The organism is Sulfurospirillum diekertiae (genome assembly GCF_011769985.2).
Taxonomy (GTDB): domain Bacteria; phylum Campylobacterota; class Campylobacteria; order Campylobacterales; family Sulfurospirillaceae; genus Sulfurospirillum; species Sulfurospirillum diekertiae.
Window position 1 is genome coordinate 858,217 of sequence record NZ_CP039734.2, and the last position, 18,568, is coordinate 876,784.

General features: G+C 39.5%; 17 protein-coding genes and 1 pseudogene. 12 read left to right on the forward strand and 6 right to left on the reverse strand.

Annotated features, from left to right (window positions below; genetic code table 11):
* Positions 1–8: 8 nt before the first annotated feature.
* The 5 genes from FA584_RS04385 to istA form a co-directional block, all read right to left on the reverse strand.
* The gene (locus FA584_RS04385; protein WP_369805712.1) at positions 9–1,079 is read right to left on the reverse strand and encodes a tyrosine-type recombinase/integrase; all 1,071 of its coding nucleotides are present in this window, start codon (positions 1,077–1,079) and stop codon (positions 9–11) included.
* A complete protein-coding gene (locus tag FA584_RS04390) occupies positions 970–1,359 on the reverse strand; it encodes a helix-turn-helix domain-containing protein (protein WP_167750342.1) in 390 nt (129 codons plus the stop codon). Before FA584_RS04390 ends, FA584_RS04385 begins: the two co-directional genes overlap by 110 nt.
* The gene (locus tag FA584_RS04395) at positions 1,347–2,720 is read right to left on the reverse strand and encodes a hypothetical protein (protein WP_167750343.1); all 1,374 of its coding nucleotides are present in this window, start codon (positions 2,718–2,720) and stop codon (positions 1,347–1,349) included. The genes FA584_RS04390 and FA584_RS04395 overlap by 13 nt, the downstream gene beginning before the upstream one ends.
* A gap of 199 nt (positions 2,721–2,919) precedes the next feature.
* The gene (gene istB / locus FA584_RS04400; RefSeq protein WP_167750344.1) at positions 2,920–3,687 is read right to left on the reverse strand and encodes an IS21-like element helper ATPase IstB; all 768 of its coding nucleotides are present in this window, start codon (positions 3,685–3,687) and stop codon (positions 2,920–2,922) included.
* A gap of 78 nt (positions 3,688–3,765) precedes the next feature.
* Entirely contained in the window at positions 3,766–4,788 is a 1,023-nt protein-coding gene (gene istA, locus FA584_RS04405) for an IS21 family transposase (RefSeq protein ID WP_167750345.1), read from the reverse strand.
* A gap of 125 nt (positions 4,789–4,913) precedes the next feature.
* On the opposite strand from istA, the pseudogene FA584_RS04410 reads away from it, so the two are divergent.
* From FA584_RS04410 to FA584_RS04465, 12 genes and pseudogenes are all read left to right on the forward strand, one after another.
* A pseudogene (locus FA584_RS04410) lies at positions 4,914–5,390 on the forward strand (4Fe-4S dicluster domain-containing protein); the annotation flags it as partial.
* A 1-nt stretch (position 5,391) separates the two neighbouring features.
* A complete protein-coding gene (gene nrfD / locus FA584_RS04415; protein ID WP_167750346.1) occupies positions 5,392–6,354 on the forward strand; it encodes an NrfD/PsrC family molybdoenzyme membrane anchor subunit in 963 nt (320 codons plus the stop codon).
* A gap of 30 nt (positions 6,355–6,384) precedes the next feature.
* Positions 6,385–9,078, forward strand: coding sequence for a cytochrome c biogenesis protein (locus tag FA584_RS04420; protein WP_167750347.1), 2,694 nt, complete (start codon positions 6,385–6,387; stop codon positions 9,076–9,078).
* Between the two features lie 74 nt (positions 9,079–9,152).
* Positions 9,153–9,992, forward strand: a complete 840-nt coding sequence (locus FA584_RS04425) for an SEL1-like repeat protein (RefSeq protein ID WP_167750348.1) — start codon at positions 9,153–9,155, stop codon at positions 9,990–9,992.
* 22 nt (positions 9,993–10,014) lie between these two features.
* Positions 10,015–10,875, forward strand: coding sequence for a nitrous oxide reductase accessory protein NosL (locus FA584_RS04430; protein ID WP_167750349.1), 861 nt, complete (start codon positions 10,015–10,017; stop codon positions 10,873–10,875).
* Positions 10,872–11,060, forward strand: coding sequence for a hypothetical protein (locus tag FA584_RS04435; protein WP_167750350.1), 189 nt, complete (start codon positions 10,872–10,874; stop codon positions 11,058–11,060). Before FA584_RS04430 ends, FA584_RS04435 begins: the two co-directional genes overlap by 4 nt.
* Positions 11,050–12,162: an ABC transporter permease gene (locus FA584_RS04440; RefSeq protein ID WP_167750351.1), complete on the forward strand. Its 1,113-nt coding sequence runs from the start codon at positions 11,050–11,052 to the stop codon at positions 12,160–12,162. Before FA584_RS04435 ends, FA584_RS04440 begins: the two co-directional genes overlap by 11 nt.
* Positions 12,159–12,836, forward strand: coding sequence for an ABC transporter ATP-binding protein (locus FA584_RS04445; protein ID WP_167750352.1), 678 nt, complete (start codon positions 12,159–12,161; stop codon positions 12,834–12,836). Before FA584_RS04440 ends, FA584_RS04445 begins: the two co-directional genes overlap by 4 nt.
* On the forward strand, positions 12,833–13,786 hold the full coding sequence (locus tag FA584_RS04450; protein WP_167750353.1) for a hypothetical protein: 954 nt from the start codon (positions 12,833–12,835) through the stop codon (positions 13,784–13,786). The genes FA584_RS04445 and FA584_RS04450 overlap by 4 nt, the downstream gene beginning before the upstream one ends.
* Positions 13,783–14,292: a hypothetical protein gene (locus FA584_RS04455; protein ID WP_167750354.1), complete on the forward strand. Its 510-nt coding sequence runs from the start codon at positions 13,783–13,785 to the stop codon at positions 14,290–14,292. Before FA584_RS04450 ends, FA584_RS04455 begins: the two co-directional genes overlap by 4 nt.
* 171 nt (positions 14,293–14,463) lie before the next feature.
* Positions 14,464–15,294 (forward strand): phosphate/phosphite/phosphonate ABC transporter substrate-binding protein, encoded by an 831-nt coding sequence (locus FA584_RS04460; protein WP_167750355.1) that lies wholly within the window; start codon positions 14,464–14,466, stop codon positions 15,292–15,294.
* 117 nt (positions 15,295–15,411) lie between these two features.
* Positions 15,412–17,739 carry an EAL domain-containing protein gene (locus FA584_RS04465; protein WP_167750356.1) on the forward strand — a complete coding sequence of 776 codons (2,328 nt, stop codon included), beginning with the start codon at positions 15,412–15,414 and terminating at the stop codon, positions 17,737–17,739.
* Between the two features lie 31 nt (positions 17,740–17,770).
* Here the strand turns inward: FA584_RS04465 and FA584_RS04470 are convergent, their stop codons facing one another.
* Positions 17,771–18,442 (reverse strand): response regulator, encoded by a 672-nt coding sequence (locus tag FA584_RS04470; RefSeq protein ID WP_167750357.1) that lies wholly within the window; start codon positions 18,440–18,442, stop codon positions 17,771–17,773.
* Positions 18,443–18,568: the final 126 nt, after the last annotated feature.

Below are 18,568 nucleotides of genomic sequence, written 5' to 3' on the forward strand. Positions count from 1 at the left end.
TTAAAACTTCACAGTGCCATTATGGTGTCCTTGTTTTCATTCACACTGTATATATCTATTGTCTTATTAAACGGTTTTCGCTCTGCTGATATGCTTCTTGTATAACGTTCAAACAACATTTGTGGTGTCGTATGCCCTAAAACGGATGCAATCTCATTGACACTGTATTGACCGCTCATAAGAAGATTCGTTGCACACGTATGGCGCATTTCATACATTCTTCGATGAGTAAGTCCACATTTTTTGAGAATATCTACCCACTGATTAGAACCTATAGTCTTGTAATCATAAAAAGGTCGTCCAAAGTGATTTACAAATACATATTCTTTGTCACCACTGAACTCTTTTTGACTCTCAATAAAAGGAGCTAATGTATCAATGATCGGGATGTACCGAATACTACTTTGTGTTTTTGTAGTTCCTTCGACACCCATTGACCTTGATGCACATACATAGATTTCTCGTGTCTCAAGATTGACATTTTCCCACTTTAAAGCCACAATCTCACCTACACGCATACCCGTCATAAATCCAAGTGCTAGATAGTTTTTAAACCATCCGTGCGCTGTATCTAAAATGAGTTTGACCTCATGAGGCATAAAAGGTACCACATTGGGCTTTTTCACTTTTAAAGAGTCCAACGCATCAAAGGGATTTTTATTCACTTCTTCATCTTGAAGTGCTTTTTGAAAAATACCTCTAAAGACAATTTGATACTCTTTAACCGTTTTGGCAGTAAAACGTTGTAAAAGATCACTACGCCATTTATCAATATGTGAAATTCTTAAATCCTTAATAGGTGTATCGCCCAACAAAGGTAAAATTCCATTCTCAATAATTGACTCGTAACGTTTATGTGTCTTTGCAACAGTAGTTTGTCGCTTAGATACGATAAATGACTCAGCATAGTAGCGCACCGTTTTAATGCGCTCTTTTTGAAGGGATAACGTTCCTGTCATAACGCCCATTCTAAGCTGTGGTATCAGCTCTTTTTCGACCTTTTTGACATTGGACGCTGTCCACTCCAGACCTGTAGACTTTCTGATTCTCGCTCCATTGGCGAACAAATCTATCCACACCCGATTGTTTTTTTTGAATACTGACATTGTTTGACTCCTGAGTTGTTTCCCAAAGCCAAGTATCCAGTTTCTCTTTTGCAAATAGTATTTTACCTGCTTTATCTGAATAATGAACTCCAAGAATAAAAGTTTGATCGGCAATTTTATGCCTTATGGTATGTGGGGAGAGGCGCAAATAACTTGCCACCTCTTCAACGGTCATTAAGGGTTTTGCATAGCCCATAATGAGTGCTTTTAACTCCTCTAAATCCTCTTTAGTGATAAGTTCTACGCTTGCCATAGTTCAAGCTCACTTTGCTCATACTTACGATTTTTAATCTCTGATTCGATAGTTTTGAGGTTCTTCATAATCAACGAAATATCCCAATCTTTTTCTGCTAGCTCACTGTGTAAAGCTCTCAAAAGCGCTGATTCAAATTGTTTTAACTCATGAGTGCTTATGGGTGATAAATTAGAGGGGAGGGTTTTAATGGGTGTACGATTACGAGAAAGAACATAATTCACTCCATCTACAATCAAAGGAAGAGGCTTAAAAGGTTTTAAGAGTTTTTTAGTGCGTTCAGTAAGCCAAAGACCACTTCGTTTTAATATCTCTTTCACATCCTCTTGCGATAAATAGACATCATTTTCGACACCTTTATTAAGGAGACTTTCAAATTCAGTCATAAAGACTTTAGAATCATAAACGCTCTTTTTAGGGATAATCTTTTCCAATGCTTCGTATGATTGAGGAATGGCATTAAAGGTATAAGATTGGTCGATATACTCCCATAAAGGATGTGTCTTAGCACGATGTAAACGATTTGCTTCTAAGTCTTTTTGAGAGAGGGTTGTTTTATCCACAAAGCGGATGATTTTCATAGAATGATGAAAGAGTGTCTCTACTTTTTTAAGCCCATCTTCTACGGTTCTAATGCCATAGCGTTTGAAAAAATCACGATGCCATTCAAACTCAAAGTTCCAAATGGGTTTATTAAGGTCAAAGCCATGAAACAAAAAATACGTCTCCATTAACGAGCGTTTTTCTTTACCAACTAGCTCTATTCTTTTATCGTAAAAACGTGCTAAAAAAGGATTGTCACCGATTTTGAGCGATTGATAGCCTCTTCGTCCGCCATCTTCTCGTCTATGTTTGCGCTTTTTACTGACAATAAAGTCTTTTTCAATGACAGAGCTTAGATCAAACTGCACAAAAATATTGCCATCAATACGCGTTAATTCAGATTGAATAATTGCTATAGGAAAGAGGAGGGCTTCAATATGCTGTATTAAACCTACAAGCCCTAATAAGTAGATGCCTGTTGCTTCACATTGCACTTGAATATCTAAAAGATTGGTATTTTTAGAGGGATGCTTTAATCCAATACGAACCCAACGAGAGGTATCAATAAAGAAGTAAAAACCTTTACTCATGCCATTAAAGAAAAACTCTTTATCGCCTATAGAGATGCGAAGTGTATCTTTGGGGATAAAGCCACCGTTTAGCTCTTTAGCAGATACTATCTCTTTTTCTAGTGATTCAAAGAAACCACGATATGCTTCATTGCTTGGATAATAACAATACAGTGTATCGACACCGCTTATCGTTTTAAAATCATAGCCCTTTGAAAGGGAAACATTTTTTAGACACCAGTATCTCATTTGAAGTTGAGACAAGACTTTTTTTATTAGACATTTAGACCTCAATAATGAGGCTCCACACAATCCGAGTATTATCTATTTGTCATATGTGTCAAGCGAAGCGCAGAACTGGTCAGTTTATAGTGTAAAAAAGTTGCGAATTGAAACTTAAACCACCTCTTGATTTTGACCTTCTATGTTTGAAGATTTAGCTTCAAACTTATAGATTTCTGAGTGTAAAACTCCTGTTTGTTTCTTTCTCTTTAAGTCGGTAGCTATCTCCTTGAATATTGATGATATGTGAGTGATGTAACACTCGATCTAATATAGCGGTTGTAACGATTTTATCTCCTGCAAAGACTTGAACCCATTTACTAAATACAAGATTTGAAGTAAAAATGGTAGAGCTTTTTTCATAGCGTTTAGAAATAATTTGAAAAAAGTGATTGGCTTCTTCTTTGCTCATATTGAAATATCCAATCTCATCAATGACAAGTACCGATGGAGAGGCGATAGATTTCAAGAAGCTATCATATTTTTTCTCTTTTTTGGCTCTATTTGCATTACTTAAAAGCTCACTTATGGTGGTAAATCTTACTTTATAGCGATGTTGCACCGCTTTGAGTGCTAGCGCAATAGCAAGATGTGTTTTACCCACACCACTTTCACCTAAGAGGATGATGTTCTCATACTTTTTAACAAATATTAGGCTTGAGAGTTCTTCAATCTGTTTACGGTTCACGCCAACGGAGAAAGTGTAATCAAACTGCTCTAATGTCTTAATAACTGGGAATCCTGCGAGTTTGGTCAACATATTTTTAGACCTTCCTAGTCTATTATCTACTTCCACTCGTAATACCTCCTCCAAGAACTGTGTATATTGCCAATTCTCTTTAGCTGCCATACTGGCAATATCATGATATTTTTCGCCTATGATAGAGAGCTTGAGTTCTTTACATAACTCATCGATAGAGGTATCTAACTCCATAATGCACCACCATAAAATCCAACAGGAAGGATGATGTTTGCAACCATGGGTATAAACTCATCGTAACATTGAATGTCTCTATTGGGGATATATAATTTCCAAGTCTTTGTGAGAATTGATTGGGGAATATTTTTTAGCTACACTTTCAATCAAAGCTTTAGGGTGGATTCCTTGATAGGCTTTAGGCACAGGAAGTAGCTGTAACTGCTCCTGTGCTAACAACTCAAATGGCATCTGTAATGTCGTTTGGTGGATGCGTTTATTGGCGGTATTGTCCAACCATTTTAGAACTTCCGCATTTGCATTATCAAGCGTTAATGTGTAATGTTTCATAGAGAGTCTCACTCGTAATCCATTATGAAAGTTATACCGCAGATAATGGTTAAATCTCTCAACTTTTCCTTTGGTTTTAGCGCGATAGGGTTTGCATACTTTGATACTAAATCCACAGTGTTTGGCAAAGTCAGCAAACAAGGGATTGAATCTATGATCACCTTTACCATAGTCATTTCGTGACAATATGACAGTTTTCATATTGTCATATAAACACTCTTTTGGAACACCACCAAAGTAGGCAAAAGCGTTCATATGGCACCCTATCAAGGTCTCAATCTTCTCATTATTAACGTATTCCACATAAGATGCTCTAGAGTAACCCATCGTCGCTACAAAGGCGGATAAATTATCCTTGGGAAACTCTACCCAGTCAACTTGCATCTGCTGGGCTGGTTTGGTTTCAAAGCGTATAATAGGCTCATCTAATTTGGCTCGAGCTCTAAGCTCATATCTTAGTATGACTTGTTGAAGCCACCTTAGACTTCCATCATATCCAAGCTTCTTAATCTCTTCATAAATGACGGTTAAGGGTATTTCACTTTTCTGCTGCTCTGCCGTCTCTAACATCTTGGCGATATGTGGCAAATAAGGATCAACACTGTTAATCACAGGAGGTCTATTGATATGGGGAATATAATCATCTGGAAGATTGGCATAGCGCCTTACAGTTTCTCTTGAAATACCTAACTTTCTAGCAATGGCACTTTTACTAAACCCTTCAGCTAAAAACTTCTTTATCATTTTAATTTCACCTTTTTTTAACATTCAACTCCTTTCCAAAAAATTGAAAATGGAGTTTAACCAATTTAACTTGGTTCTTTAAGGTTTTAAATCAAAATGCAACTCTCAAATTACATTTTCTACTGACCAGTTTAGCAGTTCGTTTGACAGTACCTGAAGGTCAAGTAAGGCTTTACGTTGAAAATAAAACAGATCCAGCAACACCGATGGAAAAACGCTATGTACGTGTTTCGTGTCAGCAGTGTGAAGATGCGCCCTGTGTTGCAGTGTGTCCTAGTAAAGCATGTCACAGAGATAGCAAAACAGGCATTGTGACGATGAATCCAGATGATTGTATTGCCTGTAAATACTGCATTGTAGCGTGTCCGTATGATGTTCGTTTTATCAATGAAAAAACAAAAGCAGCGGAGAATTGTAATTTCTGCCTCAATACCAATTTGGCAAAAGGGCAAGCACCGGGCTGTGTGGAAGCTTGTAAATATAAAGCACTGGTATTTGGTGATTTAAACGATGAAAATGCGTACATCAACCAAATTTTACAGGTTAAAGATTCGGTACGTATGAAGCCGACGTATGGAACAAAACCGAGCTTGCGATACATACCTGTTGTAAAGGTGGGGGTGTGATATGAATGGAGCTATTAATTTTACACATGGATTTTCACATGGCGTTGAGTGGGGATGGCCCATCGCGGTGTATCTTCTCCTTGCGGGTATCTCAGGGGGTGCATTGATCGTTGCTTTGTTGGTACGTTTCTATAAAAAACAACATGAAGATACGCCACTGCTCAAAGCGGCTTCTTTAGTCTCCTTTGTGACGATTGCGTTTGGTATGGTCTTTTTGGTGGGTGATCTTGAAAAACCACTCTATTTTTGGAAAATTTTGATTCATTATAATTTCACATCGGTCATGTCCATTGGTGTTATGGCGATTTCGATCTATATTCCCTTAACACTCATTATGTGTCTTTATATGTTTGAGAAAGAAATTTCAGTGGTGCTGGCAAAGAAGAGCCAACTGGTAAGCTATTTTGCGATGATTATGGCTGTATTGACGCGATTTCGCCCTTTCATTGAAGTGTTAAGCGTCATTTTTGCAGTCGTTATTTGTGCTTATACCGGTTTTTTAATTTCAGTTTTGGTACGCTTTCCTATCTTAAATACAGCGATTTTACCAGCCCTTTTTGTGGTTTCTGGACTTTCTGCTGGAACGGCGTCAGCGAGTATGGTAGCTTCGTATCTATTCAAAGAAGATACGCACTCCTCTGATCTTAAAACACTCCATACGATTGAATGGCCTATTATGGCAGTTGAGATTATGTTGATTGCGATGTTATTTGTCTCTTTATTGGTGGGCAATGAGTTTCAACAAACGACCACGGTTGCCTTTAAAAGTGGTATCTATGCAACGTTGTTTTGGGTCGGTGTCATGGGAGTTGGTTTTGGACTTCCTCTTGTTCTCAACTTTGTTTTAGGCAAAAAAATTGCTTCGACACACATGGCGTTTTACCTTTCTGGGTTGGCAAGTGTTTTAGGTGTTTTGTGCCTTAGAATGTTTATTATTTACGCAGGACAAACGTTTGGCGTGTAAGATGTATCAATTTGATTTTAAAGGTTTAGCATGAAGTTCATCAGCATTTTAGGAAAACTCTTTTTTTCGTATAAGTTTATCCTCTTCATGTTATTTCTCTTAGGTTTGGGTGCGGGTGTTGCGACGTTTATTGAGAGTGTTTACGACACCCAAACCGCCAAAATATTAGTCTATGATGCTTCATGGTATGAAGCCGTGATGCTTTTGTTGACGCTTGCCCTTATAGGGATTATCTACAAAAATAAAATGTGGAAAAAGCTGGGTGCTTTTATCTTGCATCTTGCATTTGTTGCCATTCTCATTGGTGCAGGATTGACGCGTTATACGGGATATGAGGGCATTATTCACATCAGAGAGGGACTCAGTGAAAATGAGATGCTCAGTGTTAAAGCCTACTTACAAATTAAAACAGAGAAAGAATCCTTTGAATATCCGCTAGCCTTAGCGCAAATGGGCAATAATAGCTTTTCCTATCGTGAAATAATCGATGGGAAACCTTTACATGTAAACTACAAAAGCTATCATGCAGGCTCCAAAGGGGAACTTGGTACGCTGATGGTGGAAGTCACCTATGATAATAAAACAAAAACAGCCAAGATAGAAGGTGGAGCAGGGTGGATAGAACCTCCAACACTGCTTCATTTTGATAATGTTGAAATAGCGCTCGCTTGGGGTTCAAAAGTGGTCGAACTTCCTTTTGCCCTTAAATTGGTTAATTTTCAACTAGAGCGATATGCTGGCTCACAAAGTCCCTCTTCGTATGCCAGCGAGATTGAAGTGCACGATAAAGCAGAAGAGCGCACCTTGCCTTACCGCATTTTTATGAATCATCCTTTGCACTATAAAGGGTATACCTTTTTTCAATCTTCCTACGATACCGATGAAAAAGGAACGATTTTGGAAGTCAATAAAGACCCTGGCAAATGGCCAACGTATTTTGGGTATTTACTGCTTTGCGTAGGATTTATCGGTAACTTTTTTACCAAAGGAAGCCGATTTTTAAAATTGCGCTCTTTCCTTCAAAAAAGCGCTTTGACCCTTTTCTTACCGCTACTTCTTTGTTCATCTACTTTTTTAAAAGCAGATACCGCCGATTCGCTTGAGCAGTTTCGCAAAAACTCACGTGATCATGCCAATGGAGCGTTTAGTGCTTTATTGGTGCAAGATTATATGGGACGCATTAAGCCTATTAGCACCGAAGCGGTTGAAATTGTCAATAAAATAGCGGGCAAAAGCTCTCTTTTTGGACTCAGCCCTGAGCAGGTGATCTTAGGGATGAGCTCCAACGCCGTTCTTTGGCAAGAGCTTCCTATCATCAAACTCTCCAACGCTAACATTAAAAAAGCGCTCAATCTACCCCCTGAAACAGAGTATGTAAGTTTTGCTTCTATGTTTGATGCAGAAGGCTACTATAAACTGGCAAAACAGGTGGCAAGTGCCAATCAAAAAACGCAAAAAAGACGGGATACCTTTGATACCGATGTCATTAAATTTGATGAAAAACTCAATGTCGCTTACCTTACGTTAAAAGGTGTCTTTTTTAAATTTATTCCGATTCCCAATGATCCTGCGCATAAATGGATCGCTCCGAATGACGCCTTTGACCATCCGATGATTAGTAGTGACGTTAAAAGCATGCTGAATGACTACTTTGTAGCGCTTCAAGACGGTGTGACAAATAACCACTGGGAGAGTGCCAACATAGCACTTGCGAAGCTCAAAGAAAATCAACGCAGTACCAGTGGCGATATGTTGCCAAGCGATACACGCGTACAGGCTGAAGTGCTTTATAACCATATGGGGCTGTTCCAAAAACTTGTTGGATTTTACTTTGTGCTTGGCATTGGTGCATTCATGTTGGCTGTCTTTTCCATCTTTACATGTAAAAGTTATCCAAAGCTTGAAAAAGGTGTTCTATACCTCTTTTTGGCAGGATTTATCGTGCATACATTAGGGTTGGCATTGAGGTGGTATATCTCAGGACATGCCCCATGGAGTGACTCGTATGAGTCGATGGTCTATATCGGTTGGTCAGCAAGTTTTGCAGGTGTGATGGTCTTTCGCAAATCCATTCTCTCCCTCTCAGCAGCTGCCATACTCGCTGCCATCGTGATGCTGGTCGCACACATGAGTTTTGTCAACCCTCAAATCACCAATCTAGTTCCTGTTTTAAAATCGTATTGGCTGACGATTCATGTCTCGGTGATTACGGCAAGTTATGGCTTTTTGGGCATGGGTGCACTGCTTGGTTTAATGGCTTTAGTATTGATGCTCTTTAAAAATAAGAAAAATGCGTTACGCATTAACGAGCAGATCAGGCATATCGCCGCAATCAATGAAATTAGCCTTATCATCGGGCTTTCCATGCTTACGGTTGGAAACTTCTTTGGGGGAATTTGGGCAAATGAGTCATGGGGACGTTACTGGGGTTGGGATCCTAAAGAGACATGGGCATTTGTCTCTATCATTGTGTATGCCATGATCGTACATCTTCGTTTTATCCCAAAACTGAACTCCATCTATGTCTTTTCCATTGCGTCACTTTTGGGTTATACGTCCATCATTATGACTTATTTTGGGGTTAATTTTTACCTGACGGGTATGCACTCGTACGCCGCAACGGGTGAAAGTCCTGACGTTCCAAGTTTTGTTTATTATACGTTGATCATGCTTCTTAGTCTTTGTGCGTTAGCGTATAAAGGTAGAGATGTTAAGGGCATTTAGTTTTACATGTAAAGGATGCGTGATATGATCTTGTCAAAAATTGAAAATACAGCAGGGATTAAAAAGGAAGAAAAATGAAAAAAGAGCTACTGATCTTAATAGCGTGTGCCGTGATGGCTCAGGCAGGTTTTATCAAAGAAGGTATAGAAGCCAAAGAGAGTGGTGATCATCAAAAATTGGTTGAAATTTACGACAAAGCGTGCAATGAAGGCAAAGCTTCAGGGTGTTATAACCTTGCGGTACTTTATGCTGAAGGTACTGGCAATGTCACCAAAGATTTTACAAAAGCGGTTAAACTGTATGAAAAAGCGTGCGATGGCAACTTTGCTTCTGCTTGTTACAACCTAGCGCTCTTATATGCAGGTGGCACGGATGGTGTGAAGCAAGACTTCACAAAAGCAAGCGAACTGTATGAAAAATCGTGTGCGGATAATGAAGGATGTACCAATTTAGGACTCTTGTATGCCAATGGCGCGGGTGTCAAACAAAGCTATACCAAAGCGGCAGAACTGTACACCAAAGCGTGTAAGAATGAAGATTTGATGGGATGCAATAACCTAGGCTTCCTGTATGCTGGTGGAAAAGGGGTGACACAAGATTATAAAAAAGCAAGTGAATACTACCAAAAAACCTGCGATGGTAATGTGGCGGTAGGATGCGATAATCTAGGGCTTTTATACGCAGCAGGAAAAGGGGTTGCGCAAGATTATAAAAAATCAAGTGAATTATACGAAAAAGCCTGCAAGAGCGGTTACGATCAAAGCTGTAACAATCTTGGTATTTTATACGCAGAGGGTAAAGGGGTAAGCGTGGATAACGCAAAAGCCAAAGAGCTCTTTAAAGGTACCTGTGACAAAGGACTTCAAGTCGGTTGTGAAAATGCTCAACTCTTAGAGAAAATAACCAAAAAATAAGTTTACATGTAAGGAAGAACAGATGATGTTACGAGCGGTTTTCATTTTATCTATTTTACTCAATATTTCCTATGCGCAGATGTTTCAAACCGTTCCTGAAGTCAATGCAACCCTTATCCAATCTGGAAATGACAAATACGCGTGTCCGAATTGTGGGATGCATTTGGTCAAGTTTTACAAAACCAGTCACACCCACGCCAACCATCAGTATTGCTCCATTCACTGCCTTTATGAAGCGACCCAAGGGGTAATCCCCGAAGATGCCAAAGTGGTCGATACGATCACGCTAGAGCTCATTGATGTGAAAAAAGCGTTTTACGTTGTGGGGAGTAAAGTGCGAGGTACGATGACGCGCACGAGCAGTTACGCCTTTGGAAGCGAAAAAGACGCACAGACGTTTGCCACAGACAATGGCGGTAAAATCATGAATTTTGAGCAAGCGTATGCGGTTGCGGCAGAGGATTTTCCCAAAGATTTTGCCAAACCAACACCTTCCAAATTAGCGTCAAGTGCTAAAATCGAAGTACCTCAAGATGCCAAATGCCCCGTGTGTGGCATGTTTGTTGCCAAATACCCGCAATGGGTTGCGATGATTGAGGGTGAAAAAACGTACTATTTTGATGGCGTGAAAGATATGATGAAGTACTATTTTGCGCAAAAGATCAGTGCGGAGAAGCTTTTTGTGAGTGATTATTACAAGCTTTTAAAACTCGAAGCCACCAAAGCGTTTTACGTCCAAGGCTCGAATGTGTATGGACCAATGGGCAGTGAACTAATCCCTTTTGCCACGCAAGAAGAAGCGCTTGGTTTTGCACATGACCATGATGGTCAAAAGGTGCTTCCTTTTGAAGAAATTACCGAAATGATGGTCAAAAACCTATGAAATTTTTAGCAATGCTTGCCGCCTCTTTCTCCATCATTTATCTGGTGTTGGTGGTGCATGCATTGCATTATCCAAGTCAGCAAAAAGCCGAAGAGATTGAAGTACTCTCTTTACATGTAAAAGATACCAAAGCTTCTTTGAGCTTTCCAACACCTGCGTATCAAAGGTTTGTGTATGCCCAGTAAAAATTTTATAGAGTATGCGATTTTACTGCTCTTTAAAGACCGCAATGATCATCTTTTTAGCTTTTTGATCTTCTCTTTTATTGTCTTTATTTTAAGTTCGGTGCTCTTTATCTCTGATTCGCTGCAATACGATCTGATTCAAAGTATCAAATCACATCCGCAGATTGTGGTCGAAAACACCAGAGCGGGGCGTGCGTATGAGATGCACGATGGTTATGTCTATGATATTACGCAGATCACGGGAGTGAGCAACGTCGAGGGCGTTGTGGACGGGTACTATTATTTTGCGCAAAAACGGGTGTGGTTTCACGTCATTGGCGATGCTCATTTGGCTAAAGATGAGATGGTCATCGGGCAGGGCGTGCAAAAAGAGATGGCGGAGCTTTACTATAAAGATGTGTTTCATTTTCTCAACGAAGAGCGCATGATCGCCGTCAAAATCGATAAAATTGCTCCCAAAGGCACCAACATTATCTCCAATGATGCGATTTATCTCAATCCCAACACGGCGCGTGCTGTTTTGGGCATGGAGATGGATGAGTACTCAAAGCTCTATGTCACCGTTCCCAATCCAAATGAAGTGAGCGAAATCGCACTCAAAATTGTCGAGCTTTACCCCAGTGTCAAAGCCACTTCGCAAGCCGATGCCATCGGTGCCGTGCGCCATTTGTACTACTACAAAGGGGGCATTTTTATGATTCTCTACGTGATTGCAATGGTTTCGTTTTTCATTCTGCTTAAAAATCAGGTCGGGTTGGTTTATGGTGAGAAGAAAAAAGAGATTGCGATTTTGCGCAGTCTTGGTTTTTGCATTAAAGACATTATCGCGCTCAAATTCATTCAAAATGCCGTGGTTTCGATCAGTGCTTATCTTTTGGGTGTGGCGCTGGCGTATGTTTATGTTTTTGTCTTCAATGCGCCTTATCTGCGCAATATTTTTCTTGGAAGCGAGCTTGAAAACAGCGTCTTGCTCACCCCTGTGGTCGATCTGAATCTGCTCTTTTTGATCTTCCTTTTTGGCGTGATTCCGTTCTTGGCATTTGTCATTTTACCTGCATGGAAAATCGCCATCAGCGACATGAGTGAGGCGGTGAAATCATGAGTAACATTGTCATTAAAAACCTGCATAAACTCTATAACCTGGGCAAACCCAACGCCTTTTCAGCACTTAAAAATATCAACTTAAGCATCGACGATGGACAAATCGTCATCTTAAAAGGGGTGAGTGGCAGTGGTAAAAGTACGCTACTTTCACTCATCGGCGGGCTAAGTAAACCCAGCGAAGGGGAGATTTTGATTCATGAGCAGAACATCGCTAAGTTGCCTGACATCATGAGCTCTGCCTTTCGTCATAAAGAGATTGGTTTTATCTTTCAGTCGTTCAACCTTTTAGAAGGTCTCAGCGTTTATCAGAACATTTTAGCCCCTTTGTCGTTGACGTCTTTGAGTAAAGAGGCGATCCATGAGAGCATAAATCGTGCGATGAGCCTTGCCAATATTGAACACAAAAAAGATCAAAAAGTGGGCAGTCTCAGTGGTGGTGAGAGACAACGTTGTGCGATTGCACGCGCTGTTGTCATGAACCCTGAAATCATCTTAGCCGATGAGCCAACGGCGAATTTGGACAAAGAAAATTCACTCATGTTCATTGAGATTTTGAAAAAATTTAAAGCGCTTCATAAAACGGTCATCATCGCCACACACGATATTTTGTTTGACGACCTTGAGTGCATCGACAGATACGTGCATATGCGCGATGGTGAGCTGGTGGAATGAGTATCTTTTTATCCAATGAGATCATCGTTTTTTTACTGATCGAGCTTGTTCTCATTGTGTTAATGGCCATTTCGCAGGTGAACATTGTAAGTATTGTGCGCCATTGGGATTTTAACGCGACCACACCGTTACAATACGCGCTTGAGAAAAAGAACTATCTGGTCAATACAATTCTTTATTTTACTGTTACATGTAAAGTGATTTTATTCCTCTTTTTCATCCAATCGCTCAATGCTCTCTCAGGCATCGTGCCAGGTGCGATGTGCTCAGCAGGTGTTGTGGGCTCAAACCATTATGGCAATGCGCTTTTGCTGTTAAAATTACTGCTCATTTTTGGTTTTGGACTCTGGTTGATTGTCAATAAGCTGGACCTTTCTTCCATCACGTTTCCCTATTTAAAGCGCAAATACCTTCTGTTTACACTGCTGTTTGTCGGTGTTTTGGGAGAATTTGTACTGGAGCTTCTCTACTTTTCCAACATTCCTTTAACCGTTCCTGTCTTTTGCTGTTCGGTGGTGTTTCAAGCGCCCAGACTGCCTTTTGGTTATACGCAAACACTGTTAGTCCTTTTCTTTTACCTTCTCTTGGGTTCGATTTTACTTCTAAACTTTCTCAAACAGACGATGGCAAGCTTTACATGTAATCTGCTTTTTTTATTCATCGCGTATTACGCCATCACCTATTTTTTCGGGCTTTACATCTACGAAATGCCCAATCACAAATGTCCGTACTGCATGCTTCAAAAGGAGTATTACTACATCGGGTATCTCATTTGGGGTTCGCTCTTTTTGGGAATTTTCTTTGGGATTATGCCGTTTTTGATTGAGCGAATTACGAAAAAATCGTATGTGCATCTGCTCAAATACTCTTCTATTTGCCTCATCATTACTGCGATTGTGTGTAGTTTTTACGTGGTGCGTTACTACCTTATGACGGGTGTACTGCTATGATGAAATCTAGCTTTGCAACCTTGTTACTTTTAGGGGTTGTCGCACTGCTGATTGTAACGATGGACATTAGCGATACGCGTGTTCTAGTACGTCATGGCAATATGCAAAAAGAGCCTTTGGAAATTGTGTTAGATCAGTACCTTTGCTCGGAGAGTAAGCTTCCTATCAAAGAGCTGTTTAATTCCGCACAAGCGGTTTTACCCAATGGCGATACATACTTTTTTAATGACATTGGCAATGTTCTCCTGTGGCTAGAGCGCCAAAAAGATCACGAGAAAATTGTCGTGTGGGTCTATGCACAAGATACCAATCGCTACATTTTAGCGAAAAACGCATGGTACTCACGCGTGGAAATCACCCCGATGGGATATGGCTTTGGTGCGTATGAATACCGCCTTTACGGGCAATCGGACTACTACTTCAAAGAGGTACAACTCTTCGCACTGCGCGGTGAAACCTTGCTCAATCCTTTCATTAATGAACTTCTAACAAACAATAAACTCTAACACTATTCTCTTTACATGTAAAGCTGTTTTGGCAAATACACTTTCATGATTGCATTCAAATTTTTTTGTTACGGAACTAAACTGCCTATGAGATACATGTAATTAACGTGTGACATTTTAAGGATTTATTGGATAAAATCTATATAACAAATTCTATAGAATGGTTTTAGTATGTCTTTTATTCGCACTTTTTTGATTCTTTTTGTAACATTTAGTTTTAGTTCAGCTCAAGATTTGAGTAATGTACCTCTTCGTGTTGGGATTGCGCCTCACTCCTCTCCAAGGATTATCTTTGAATCGCATCAAGATTTAAAACTCTTTTTAGAAGCGTATTTTCATAGACCTGTTCAAATTATGACAGCCAAAAGTTTTAGTGAGTTTTCTAAAAAATGCAATCAAGGTGAGTCGTATGATATGATTTTGACGTCTCCTAATTTAGCACTTTTGGCGCAAAGACTCGCTTCGTATGTGCCTTTGATGACTTATACGAAAGGGCTTGAAACGATTATTTTAAGTCGTTCTCAAGATGTGCTTATCAAAGCGCCAAAACCTTTAAGAGTCGCAGGACAAGATCCTGTTTCTTTTGCAACTCTTTGTGCAGAAGAGTGGCTTGAGAGTCAAGGTTTGCATGAAGATCATGATCTAAATTATGTCTATTATATTAGTGCATCGGATAGTTTGGCAACTATTTTGGTGAGGGACGAAGTGGATTTGGCGATTATGTCTTTGCCTAATTATTTAAAGCTCACGGATGAACTTCGATCCCACGTCACGATTTTGTACCATAGCCCTGCACGACCAAGTAGAATTTTTCTAGCAAAAGAGTCTAATGGTGTGAGCGTAGAAGAGTGGGGCAAAGCTTTGAGTGCATTTTCGAAGAGCCCTGAGGGTTTAAAACATTTGGAAGCGACACAATTAGAGGCATTTAAAATGCTCACGCCTGATGCATTAGAAGATTTAAACGGTATTGCCAACAAAACATTAAAGAGATTGGATCATTAAAGACGCATGAAGGTATCTCTCTCTTGGAAATGGCTCGTTGCAAGCTTGTGTATTGAAAGCCTTATGCTTTCGGTATTGGTCTATAGAAATGTTCAACAGTTAAGTGAAAGCTTATTGGTGCAAACCAGCATGCGATTGGAAACGCAAAAAACACTTTTACAAAGCGCTTTAATCGCCCCTTGGTTACAGATGGACTATGCCACCATTCAGTCTGTTTTAGAAGAATCCCAACAGGTTCAAAGTATCAATTACCTCGTCGCACTTAACACTCAAGCTCAGCCTATTGCAAGTGTTGGTTGGTCTTTAGATCAAGAACTTCCACCTATCAACACGAAGCCTTTTGGTCAAAGCTCCCTTCTCAATGGACGTTATGATACAAGCATTGACATTGTCGTATCAGGTCAAAAATTGGGCTCGGTTCGTATTGGATTATCGACTCTTTTTTATTCTCAGGCGCGAGACTCAATGATCTTAAAAAGTATTGGCATTGCCCTCATTGAAATCTTTTTCTCGGCACTGTTACTGATTACCCTGAATCGATGGATTATTCGCAATTTAACAAAGTTAATGCAGAGTGCTAATGCAATCGCACAGGGTGATTACAGTAAAAGACTAGAACTTAGTGGAGACCAAGAGACAGCAGAACTTGCATGTGCCTTTAATGCGATGGCAAATACAATCCAAGAGAGGATTCATTCCCTTGAAGAAGTGCATCAGGAAGAAAAAAAACTTTCGGATAAATTGGAGCGTATTGCACACTATGATACATTAACCAATCTTCCTAATCGCGTTTTATTAGCGGATAGATTACAGCAAGCGATGGCGCAATCAAATCGCCATAATCGTTCATTAGCCATTATCTATCTTGACCTTGATGGGTTTAAAAGCATTAACGATACCTATGGACATCATATAGGCGATATTCTTCTCGTAACGCTTGCGGGGCGCATGGAGCAAATTTTGCGCGAAGGGGATACCTTATCGCGTATTGGTGGTGATGAGTTTGTGATCGTTCTCAACGATATAAAAGAAGTCAAACTATGTGAACTTATTTTGGAACGTTTATTACATGTAACCAATATGCCCGTTATCATCAATGATATTTCCGTACAAGTTTCGTCCAGTATTGGAGTAACCTTTTATCCACAAGATGGTGCCAGTGCCGATCAGTTAATGCGCCATGCCGATCAAGCGATGTATTTAGCAAAGCAGTCTGGTAAAAATAGTTATCGTTTCTTTGATTTGGATCAAAATGTCTCTTTGCAAGCACAACGTGATTATTTCTTTGACGTAGCCAATGCGCTTATTCATAAAGAATTTGTACTCTATTATCAGCCAAAAGTCAATATGAAAACAGGAAAAATTGTAGGTGTTGAGGCTCTCATACGGTGGGAGCATCCACAAAAAGGTTTGGTGATGCCACTCTCATTTTTACCCTTTTTGGAAAATCATTCTCTGAGTATTGAAATAGGCGAATGGGTGATTCACTCTGCATTATTACAAATAAGCCAATGGCAAAAAATCGGGCTCAATCTTCCCATTAGCATTAATATCAGCGCATATCAACTGCAACAAAATGATTTTATGACGCGTTTTAAAGCTATACTTGAAGCGCATCGTGATGTTGATCCTAGCCTCTTAGAAATCGAAATTTTAGAAACAAGTGCTGTTGAAGATATTGTTCATGTCTCTGCCATTATGCAAAGTTGCCATGCTTTAGGGGTGCATTTTGCATTGGATGACTTTGGGACAGGCTATTCTTCATTAACGTATTTAAAACGTTTACCGGCTAGAACACTTAAAATCGATCAAAGTTTTATTCACGATATGCTTGATGATCCTGATGATCTTGCCATTATTGAAGGGGTACTTGGTTTAGCAAGAGCCTTTCGAAAAGATGTTATTGCAGAAGGCGTTGAATCGATTGAACATGGTCTTTGTCTTTTGGCGTTAGGATGTGAGTTTGCCCAAGGATATGGAATTGCAGAGCCAATGCCTTCACAAGAATTTTTATTTTGGGTAGAGGAATGGAAACCAGATGTCCGTTGGATGGCTTGGCAAAATCGTGTGCCAAATTCAGACTCAATGCAATGGTTGTTCGCAGCAGTAGAGCACAATGCATGGGTTAAATCTCTTAAAAATTATATTCAAGAAGGCTATGGTAATCCTCCTCTTCTCAATGAGCATTTATGTCGTTTTGGTTTATGGTTTGATCGTGAAATGCGGGGAACGTACAATGAAGAAGTGTGGTTTAAAAAAATCGACTCTCTGCATCACAGACTCCATACCTTAGGCACAAAATTAGTCAATACTGTTTTGACGCAAAAAGAACATGCCATCACGTTGCATACAATGTCGCAGATCAATCGGATGAATAAGGCGATGATAGCACTATTGTATGAGCGAATCTATAGCGAAGAAAAAGTCAAAGAAAGGGTAGAATAAAAGCGGCAAGTTACATGGGCACAAAATGTAATTATTTATAGTCAATTTTTATTTGATAGCCAATGCCATTGATGTTTTCAAAAAAATCAGCTTCACAGATTTCTCTGATTCGATAGATCACCATTTGAAGTTTTTTGAGATTGATCTCATCGTGCCAAAGGGTCATGTAGAGTTGTTCGTAGCTTACACAACTATTTTTATGATCGCAAAGTGTCTGAATGAGTTTTAATGCATTGGACCCAAGTTTGATGATTTCACCACTTTTATACAATAAATTTGTTTCGTGATTAAAATAAAATCCCCCTACAATTTTACTGATTTTAGTTCCATTGAGATGATTTTGTTTGGCACTTAAGAGTGAAATAATTGCGACAATTTCTCTTTCATTGTAAGGTTTGATAATATAACCATCTGCTTTTGCATCCATCGCATAGCTTATCATCTCATCATCGGCATAGGCTGTCATAAAGACTATGGAACAGTTGCTAATATTTCGAATATCAATAGCGACTTCACAGCCACTTTTTGGACCTTTAATCATGATGTCCATTAAAACTAAATGAGGATTGTATTTGCGAATACTCTCTAAGGCATCTACTCCATTATCAACAATATCAACAACGCTCCAGCCCTTTTTCTCCAAAATCATTTTAAGATATTCTGCTGCGATTAATTCATCTTCAACAATCAATATTCTATACATGCGAGTTTCTCTTATATATTATTTTGTAGCATAATCCATGGTTATGAGAGATTTTGAGAGTACCTTTTAATTGCTTAACGTTTAAATCGACCAATTTTAGACCAAAATTTTGCGTATCTTTTTGAT

Bases quoted from the DNA above. Each gene is read 5' to 3' on its own strand.
- FA584_RS04435 (WP_167750350.1), top strand. From the start codon at position 10,872: ATGAAATTTTTAGCAATGCTTGCCGCCTCTTTCTCCATCATTTATCTG.
- FA584_RS04450 (WP_167750353.1), top strand. From the start codon at position 12,833: ATGAGTATCTTTTTATCCAATGAGATCATCGTTTTTTTACTGATCGAG.
- nrfD (WP_167750346.1), top strand. From the start codon at position 5,392: ATGAATGGAGCTATTAATTTTACACATGGATTTTCACATGGCGTTGAG.
- FA584_RS04420 (WP_167750347.1), top strand. From the start codon at position 6,385: ATGAAGTTCATCAGCATTTTAGGAAAACTCTTTTTTTCGTATAAGTTT.
- FA584_RS04460 (WP_167750355.1), top strand. From the start codon at position 14,464: ATGTCTTTTATTCGCACTTTTTTGATTCTTTTTGTAACATTTAGTTTT.
- FA584_RS04425 (WP_167750348.1), top strand. From the start codon at position 9,153: ATGAAAAAAGAGCTACTGATCTTAATAGCGTGTGCCGTGATGGCTCAG.
- FA584_RS04470 (WP_167750357.1), bottom strand. From the start codon at position 18,442: ATGTATAGAATATTGATTGTTGAAGATGAATTAATCGCAGCAGAATAT.
- FA584_RS04430 (WP_167750349.1), top strand. From the start codon at position 10,015: ATGATGTTACGAGCGGTTTTCATTTTATCTATTTTACTCAATATTTCC.
- FA584_RS04395 (WP_167750343.1), bottom strand. From the start codon at position 2,720: ATGAGATACTGGTGTCTAAAAAATGTTTCCCTTTCAAAGGGCTATGAT.
- istA (WP_167750345.1), bottom strand. From the start codon at position 4,788: ATGTTAAAAAAAGGTGAAATTAAAATGATAAAGAAGTTTTTAGCTGAA.
- FA584_RS04390 (WP_167750342.1), bottom strand. From the start codon at position 1,359: ATGGCAAGCGTAGAACTTATCACTAAAGAGGATTTAGAGGAGTTAAAA.
- FA584_RS04455 (WP_167750354.1), top strand. From the start codon at position 13,783: ATGATGAAATCTAGCTTTGCAACCTTGTTACTTTTAGGGGTTGTCGCA.
- FA584_RS04445 (WP_167750352.1), top strand. From the start codon at position 12,159: ATGAGTAACATTGTCATTAAAAACCTGCATAAACTCTATAACCTGGGC.
- istB (WP_167750344.1), bottom strand. From the start codon at position 3,687: ATGGAGTTAGATACCTCTATCGATGAGTTATGTAAAGAACTCAAGCTC.
- FA584_RS04440 (WP_167750351.1), top strand. From the start codon at position 11,050: ATGCCCAGTAAAAATTTTATAGAGTATGCGATTTTACTGCTCTTTAAA.